The following is a 6,524-nucleotide window of genomic DNA, read 5'->3' as shown; positions in this document are numbered from 1 at the left end:
ATCGAGGACGTCGAACCATCCCCGCTGCGGCGCGCGCCCTACAGCGATCGTCATGGGTGGGAAAACCGCGAGCTGTGGGTTACCGGGCGATGGTAACAACGTTCATTGGCGCTGCGAGACGGGTTTTGACGGCCTGACACGCCACGTCACCATTGCGTTTTTAAGTACTAATGCCTAGTCCTCCCCAGAGGGGCGCGCGGGGGAGCGAAGATGGCAGGCCCTCGGATCCTGCCCTGCATGGCATCGGCCTCCGCCGCCAAGGCTGCACCCTCCTCTGATCTGCTCGAGCAGGCGGTGGTGGGCTCCCGCCGTCTCTCCAATGTGTTGGTGGCCGCTGTGGTCAGCACGGGGGGACTGGGTTTTCTCCTGACCAGCGCCTCGAGCTACCTGGGCAAGGATCTGCTGCCGATCGGCCACCCGGCTGCCCTCTCCTGGGTTCCCCAGGGACTGGTCATGGGCCTCTACGGCATCGCCGCCGCCCTGCTCTCCACCTATCTCTGGGCCGTGATTGCCATCGATGTGGGCGCCGGCAGTAACAGCTTCAATAAAAAGAGTGGTCAGCTGACGGTCACCCGCCGCGGCTTCCGCGAGTTGATCAGTGTCAGCACTCCCCTCAAGGAGATCCAGGCGGTCAAGGTGGACGTGCGCGACGGCCTCAATCCCCGCCGTCGTCTGGCCCTGCGCGTTCAGGGTCGCCGCGATCTGCCCCTGACCACCGTCGGTGAGCCGATGCCGCTGGCGGAGCTGGAGCGCGGCGGTGCTGAGCTGGCCCGCTTCCTTGGGGTTCCCCTGGAGGGCGTCTGAGCGATGGTGCGCTCCCTTCTTCTAGCCCTCTTGCTGGTCCTCAGTCCCTTTGGACTGGTGGCCTGCGCCGCCCCCTCGCCGACGGCGAGCTACGGCTGCGGAACAGCGGGAGTCCCCTGCCTGCAGGGCAAGGCCCTGGTGGAGCTCAAAACCAGCAAGGGTGTTGTTCAGCTGAGCCTGGACGGGGCGGAGGCCCCCCTGACCGCTGGCAACTTTGTCGATCTGGTCCGCCGCGGCGCCTACAACGGCACCGTCTTCCACCGGGTGGTCAAAGAGCCGATTCCCTTTGTCGTCCAGGGCGGCGACCCCCAGAGCTCCAAGCCCGAAACCCCTGTCTCGGCTCTGGGAACCGGCAGCTTCATCGACCCCTCCAGCGGCCAGCCGCGCTTCATCCCCCTGGAACTGCTGTTTGAGGGTGAATCCGGCCCCCGTTACGGGGAGATTGTGACCAGTCCAACCCAACAGCAGCGTCTGAAGCTGCCCCATGAGCGGGGCTCCCTGGCGATGGCCCGCTCCAGTGATCCCAACTCAGCCAGCGCGCAGTTCTACATCGCCCTGCGGGCCCTGCCTGAGCTTGATGGTCGCTATGCCGTCTTTGGCCGGGTGACCAAGGGGATGGATGTCGTCGATCAGATCAACCAGGGCGACAAGTTGATCAGCGCCAGCGTCCTAGAGGGCGGAACGCTGGTGCGCGACGCCAATTAGGCGGGAACCCGCTTGTCCAGGCTGGTGACCTTCAGGTAGGCCGTATTCACTCCGGAGGCGCGCTCCAGAGCGATGCGGCCCGTGCGGGCAATCTCCAGGATTCCGTAGCTCTCGAGCACGTTCTCGATGGCCACGAGCTTGCCGGGGTCCCCCACGACTTCGATGACCAGAGCGCTGTCGGCCACGTCGACAACCTTGGCGCGGAACACCTGCACCAGATCGAGGATGGCGGCGCGGTTTTCCGGCGGTGCCGAGACCTTGATCAGCATCAGTTCCCGCTCCACCGAAGGGATCGGGGTGAGGTCGGTGACCGCCAGCACGTTCACCAGCTTGTCCAGCTGTTTGGTGAGCTGCTCGAGGGTTTGGGCGTCACCGTCCACGACCATCGTCAGACGGGAGTGGCCGCGCTTCTCGGCCGGGCCGACGGCCAGGCTTTCGATGTTGAAGCCGCGACGGGCGAACAGACCAGCGATGCGGCTGAGGGCACCGGATTCGTCTTCCACCAGCACCGAGAGGGTGTGCTTCATGCCCAGGGCTGTTCGCGAGGCTGACCGCTCCCCAAGTTACGTGCCAGCCAGGTGGTCACCACCCTGTTGAACAGTTCAGGGTGTTCGTCGTGGGGACAGTGCCCCAGCTCCTGAAGCAGCTGGAGCTGGAGATCGCTCTTGTGGGGCTGCAGTTGCCGGCTGATCTGGGCTGGGACCAGGCGGTCCTGGCTGCCCCAGAGCACCAGCAGTGGTTGCTGCATCCGTTGCAGCAGTGGGGCGGCGGTGGCTTCGCGGGGGCGCAGGGCCATGCCGATGCTCATCGCCCGCAGGGCCTGGGCTGCCTGGGGACGCAGGGCCGGCCGGGCGATCAGCCGCCGCAGTTCGCCGTCCACCGCCCCCTGGTCCTGATAAGCGCTGCGCAGCCCGAGATCCAGCAGTGGTGTTCGTGCGATCAGGGGGACCAGCAGCTCCAGCGGCAGGATCCGACAGAGGACGATCACCAGCCGGCGCTTCCAGGCCCGGCGCCAGCGGGGCCGCCGCCGCCGCAGGGGCATCAGCAGCGTGGGATCGGGCAGCGGGGCCGCCACGACTCCCTGCACCCAGGTCGGAAAAAAGACGGCGCAGGTCACGGCCACCAGGCTCCCCAGGGAGTTGCCCACCAGGACCGCCGGTCCCTGGACGACCTGCTCCAGAAAGCCCTGGAGTTGCCGTGCCCAAAGCCTGTTGTCCAGGGGGCGATGGCGACGGTGCCGCGGCTGACTGGAGTCGCCAAAGCCCACGAGGTCGATGGCATAGACGCACCAGCCGGCCTGCGCGAAGGCGGCGGCGTTGTGCCGCCAGTGGCCACTGGCGGCACCAAAGCCATGGATCAAGACCAGCGCAGGTGCGCTCCGCTCTCCGACGACGCGCCAATGGCAGGCGTGGCCTTGCCAGTGCCAGGTCCCGTGCTCACCCCAGTGCACCCCCGCAGAGGCAGGCTGGAGATTCAATCGCGGTGGCGCAGTCACAGTGGCCGACACGGCTAGCCCAGCTCACTATTGCGAAGGGGCCGCGCAACTGGTGCTGGGGCCGGGCTTTTTTCGGCCGCAATCCCGTCCCTCCCGGGATGCGGGAGTCCTGCTGAGCCGGTGGCTGACCCGGGAGAGGCCCGGGCGGGTGCTCGATGCCATGGCCGGCTGCGGCATTCGCGCCCTGCGTTATGGCCTGGAGGGGCGGGCCCAGGAGGTCTGGGCGAACGATGCCGACGGGGATCGCCTGCCCCTGCTGCAGGAGAACCTCCAGCCCCTGGGGGACCGTCGTCTGGAGATCAGTGCCCGCACGGCCCAGCACCTGCTGGCCGATTGCCTGATGCAGCAGCGGCGTTTCGATCTGCTCGACCTGGACGCCTTTGGCTGTCCCACAGCCCTGGTTCCCTTGGCGCTAGAGGCCCTGGAGTTCGGGGGCGTTCTCTACCTGGCCAGCACCGACGGTCGCTCTCCGACAGGCCATGACCGCCCCGCGGCGATCCGCTCCCTGGGGGCTGCAGCGCGGGCCCATCCCTCCAGCTGGGAGCTGGCCCTCCGCCTTCAGTTGGCGGTGGTGGCCAAGGCCGCCTGGGCCCTCGGCCGGGGCATCCGGCCCCTGTTCTCCTTTAGTGAGGGCCGCACCTTCCGGACGGCCGTTCAGTTGTTGCGTCGCCCCCAGCCTCGGGAGGAGGAGCAGTTGGGGCTCTGGGCCTACTGCCATCGCTGTGCGGAGCAGTCCCAACAGAGCCTGCTGCGGCTGCGCCGATGGCCGGCCTGCGCCTGCGGTGATGACTCGGCCGCTCCCCTGGCAATTTCGGGGCCCCTTTGGCTGGGCCCCCTGCAGGACCCGCTGGTTCTGCAGGAGCTGCTTGAGGAGTCCCAGGCCCTGCCCCAGCAGAGCCTGGCTCCGGCGAGCCGCCGTCTATTGGAGGGGCTGCGCGCTGACGACGGTTTGCCGGTGTCGTGTTGGCCGCTGGATGTGCTGGCAAAACGTCTGGGGGGCGGCCCGCCCCGCTTGGATGCCTTGATCGACGGCCTGCGCTCGGAGGGCTATGAGGCCAAGCGCTCCGGGGTGATGTCTGCTCAGTTCCGCTGCAATGCGCCCTTCAGACGCGTGGTGGAGCTGGCTTCTGCGCTAAATAGGTAGCCGTTACGGCTTGGGTTCATGGCCTCGGAAATCTTCGGCACCGCAGCGCTGTTCTGGGTTCTGATTCCCCTGGGTCTGGTGGGCGGCGCCCTGCTGCTGAAGCTCCAAGGCGACAACTGATCCCTGATCGCGGGCCGGTTCGGCTCGCCTTTAGGCTCGGGCGTCTTTCGAGTCAGCCCGATGCAGGTCCTGGTGATCGGTGGAACCGGAACCCTGGGTCGCCAGATCGCGCGTCAGGCCCTGGATGCCGGCCATCAGGTCCGCTGCATGGTGCGTTCGCCGCGCAAGGCGGCCTTCCTGCAGGAGTGGGGCTGTGAACTGACCCGCGGCGACCTGCTGGAGCCCGACAGCCTCGATTACGCCCTAGAGGGGCAAGAGGCTGTCATTGATGCCGCGACGGCGCGGGCCACGGATGCGGGCAGTGTCTACGACACCGATTGGACCGGGAAGCTCAATCTCCTGAACGCCTGTGAGCGCGCCGGGGTGAAGCGTTTTGTCTTCCTCTCCCTCCTGGGGGCCGAGAAGCATCGCGATGTCCCGTTGATGGACATCAAGCACTGCACCGAGCAGGCCCTGATCGATTCCGACTTCGACTACACGATCCTGCGCGCTGTGGCCTTCATGCAGGGCCTGATCAGTCAGATCGCGATTCCGGTTCTGGAAAGCCAGACCGTCTGGGTGAGCGGCACGCCGACCCCGATTGCCTACATGAACACCCAGGACCTGGCCCGCTTTGCGGTGGCCGCCCTGGCTCGCCCGGAGACCAGCCGCAAGGCCTTCCCGGTGGTGGGAAATCGGGCCTGGAGCACCGGTGAGATCACCCAGATGTGTGAGAAGTACACCGGCAAGAGTGCACGCGTGATTCGCGTGCAGCCCTTCCTGCTGCGGTTGATGCAGGGCTTCAGCTCCTTCTTTGAGCCCGCCGTGAACGTGGCGGAACGCCTGGCCTTCGACAAGGTGATGGGCGGTGGCGAGCCCCTGTCGGCTCCGATGGAGGAGAGCTATGCCGCCTTCGGCCTGGACCCCGCGGAGACCACCGAGATGGAGGCCTACCTGAAGGAGTACTACGACACGATCCTCAAGCGCCTGCGCGACATGGAGGCCGATCTGGACAAGGACGCCAAGAAGAAGCTCCCCTTCTGACCACTGGCGCAACGAGTGGTGCGCTTGTACTATTAATTCAGTGTTGAGGCAGCTCGGTGGCCATTGCTCAGATCAAGAACCTGCAGCGTCGTCTCGGTTTGCTTGAGCAAGAGGCCGTCGAAGAGGTCAGCCGCGCCTGCGGCAGTGATCTCTGGCAGACCGTCGGTTTTGACGTAGTCGACAGCATGGAGGATGCCGATCGCCGTGCCCGCGCCAACTACTACTACGGGCAACTTCAGGTGGTGCGTGAGCTGAAGGACGCCCTGGGCTAGGCGGTGAGGGAGCGGATCGGGACACCGCAGGAATAGAGGTGTCCCGGAACCAAGGCGACTAGAGCGAGTTCATGGTCTTGATGGCAGGCCTTGCTCTTGGTCACAAACGCAGCCGCGTCATTCGCTCCCCAGACCAGCTCGCCTTTGGCCTCTTCCCGGTACTCCTCCCAAAGCTCAGCAAATTCCTCGCCATCGGCTCCGTTGAGCAGGGCCTCAATCGCTTGCTCGGGTCCGATCTCTTCATGCAGCACGAAGAGCTGTTGGATTAAGGGGTGATCCACGGTGCGGGAGATGCGCAGCACCGATCCGATCGTTCCAATCGCCGTCGCGTAGACCCGGGTGGGTGGTTTGCGGGCATCGATCACGGCCACAGGCAGCGTGAGGGACCAGCTCGCCTGCGCTTCGGCTTGGCGCGCGATGTCCGCCAGCTCCTCGCGCACGCTCTCCACCAGAGCCTGGATGCCCCTGTCCTTTGCCATGGCAGCAGTCTCTAGCGCCCCCAGTCATCGAGGATCTCCATCCTGGCGAAGCCCAGGGGTGCAGCAGCAGGGTTGGGGCCCGCTGGCAGGGCCTCGACTGCAAAGAGATAGAGGTCGTTGAGGGAGGGGTTGTTGGGTGGCCGCAGGACCACGGTCAGGGTCGAACCCGCGGGCGGTGGCTCGGGAAACTCCACTCGCATGATCCGTTTTTGTTCATGGAACTGGGCGCGGACCGGAATCGCTGTCCCCTCTTGGCGCGGGCGCCCGAAGAACGCCGTGGTTTGTGTGGGGTCAATCCAGAAGGTCTGATCGCTGCCTGAGGTTTGGGTGATCACCAGTCCCCCGAGATCTGCCCCGGCGTTCTGCGCCAGTGAGACGGTGAAAAAATATTCAGGCCCCCCCTGGTCGACGAGCCAGTCGTAGTTGGTGAACTCAACCCTCCAGGGGGGCTGGGTGAAATAGCTCTGACCGTTGAGTTCAAG

At 66.0% G+C, this 6,524-nt stretch carries 10 protein-coding genes; 6 read left to right on the top strand and 4 right to left on the bottom strand.

Features of this window, described 5'->3' with window-relative positions; translation table 11 throughout:
- Nucleotides 1-237 precede the first annotated feature (237 nt).
- Together QZ184_RS09230 and QZ184_RS09225 are read left to right on the top strand one after the other, a co-directional pair.
- A complete protein-coding gene (locus QZ184_RS09230) occupies nt 238-804 on the top strand; it encodes a photosystem I assembly protein Ycf4 (protein WP_029626171.1) in 567 nt (188 codons plus the stop codon).
- A 3-nt stretch (nt 805-807) separates the two neighbouring features.
- Nucleotides 808-1,509 carry a peptidylprolyl isomerase gene (locus QZ184_RS09225; RefSeq protein WP_247477331.1) on the top strand — a complete coding sequence of 234 codons (702 nt, stop codon included), beginning with the start codon at nt 808-810 and terminating at the stop codon, nt 1,507-1,509.
- Here QZ184_RS09225 and ilvN read toward each other — a convergent pair.
- The gene (gene ilvN / locus QZ184_RS09220) at nt 1,506-2,036 is read right to left on the bottom strand and encodes an acetolactate synthase small subunit (RefSeq protein WP_010315670.1); all 531 of its coding nucleotides are present in this window, start codon (nt 2,034-2,036) and stop codon (nt 1,506-1,508) included. The genes QZ184_RS09225 and ilvN overlap by 4 nt on opposite strands.
- Nucleotides 2,033-2,986, bottom strand: a complete 954-nt coding sequence (locus QZ184_RS09215) for an alpha/beta fold hydrolase (RefSeq protein ID WP_296415670.1) — start codon at nt 2,984-2,986, stop codon at nt 2,033-2,035. The genes ilvN and QZ184_RS09215 overlap by 4 nt, the downstream gene beginning before the upstream one ends.
- A 19-nt stretch (nt 2,987-3,005) precedes the next feature.
- Here QZ184_RS09215 and QZ184_RS09210 point away from each other — a divergent pair, with 19 nt between their 5' ends.
- The 4 genes from QZ184_RS09210 to QZ184_RS09195 are packed head-to-tail and all read left to right on the top strand — an operon-like array spanning nt 3,006 to nt 5,563.
- Nucleotides 3,006-4,148, top strand: coding sequence for a N2,N2-dimethylguanosine tRNA methyltransferase (locus QZ184_RS09210; RefSeq protein ID WP_247477332.1), 1,143 nt, complete (start codon nt 3,006-3,008; stop codon nt 4,146-4,148).
- 18 nt (nt 4,149-4,166) lie between these two features.
- Nucleotides 4,167-4,268 (top strand): cytochrome b6-f complex subunit PetM, encoded by a 102-nt coding sequence (petM, locus tag QZ184_RS09205; protein ID WP_010315676.1) that lies wholly within the window; start codon nt 4,167-4,169, stop codon nt 4,266-4,268.
- A gap of 60 nt (nt 4,269-4,328) precedes the next feature.
- Entirely contained in the window at nt 4,329-5,291 is a 963-nt protein-coding gene (locus QZ184_RS09200; protein ID WP_010315679.1) for an NAD(P)H-binding protein, read from the top strand.
- A gap of 56 nt (nt 5,292-5,347) precedes the next feature.
- Nucleotides 5,348-5,563: a hypothetical protein gene (locus QZ184_RS09195; RefSeq protein ID WP_010315681.1), complete on the top strand. Its 216-nt coding sequence runs from the start codon at nt 5,348-5,350 to the stop codon at nt 5,561-5,563.
- Here the strand turns inward: QZ184_RS09195 and QZ184_RS09190 are convergent.
- Together QZ184_RS09190 and QZ184_RS09185 are read right to left on the bottom strand one after the other, a co-directional pair.
- Entirely contained in the window at nt 5,560-6,042 is a 483-nt protein-coding gene (locus QZ184_RS09190; protein ID WP_296419229.1) for a hypothetical protein, read from the bottom strand. The two genes, QZ184_RS09195 and QZ184_RS09190, sit on opposite strands and share 4 nt — an antisense overlap.
- Nucleotides 6,043-6,053: 11 nt before the next feature.
- Nucleotides 6,054-6,524 (bottom strand): DUF2808 domain-containing protein (locus QZ184_RS09185; protein WP_296419227.1); only part of this gene is annotated, 471 nt, incomplete at its 5' end.

Source organism: Vulcanococcus sp. DEBay_Sum22DG08_74 (assembly GCF_017852955.1).
Taxonomy (GTDB): Bacteria; Cyanobacteriota; Cyanobacteriia; order PCC-6307; family Cyanobiaceae; genus Vulcanococcus.
This window is presented reverse-complemented; position numbering and strand designations above follow the sequence as displayed.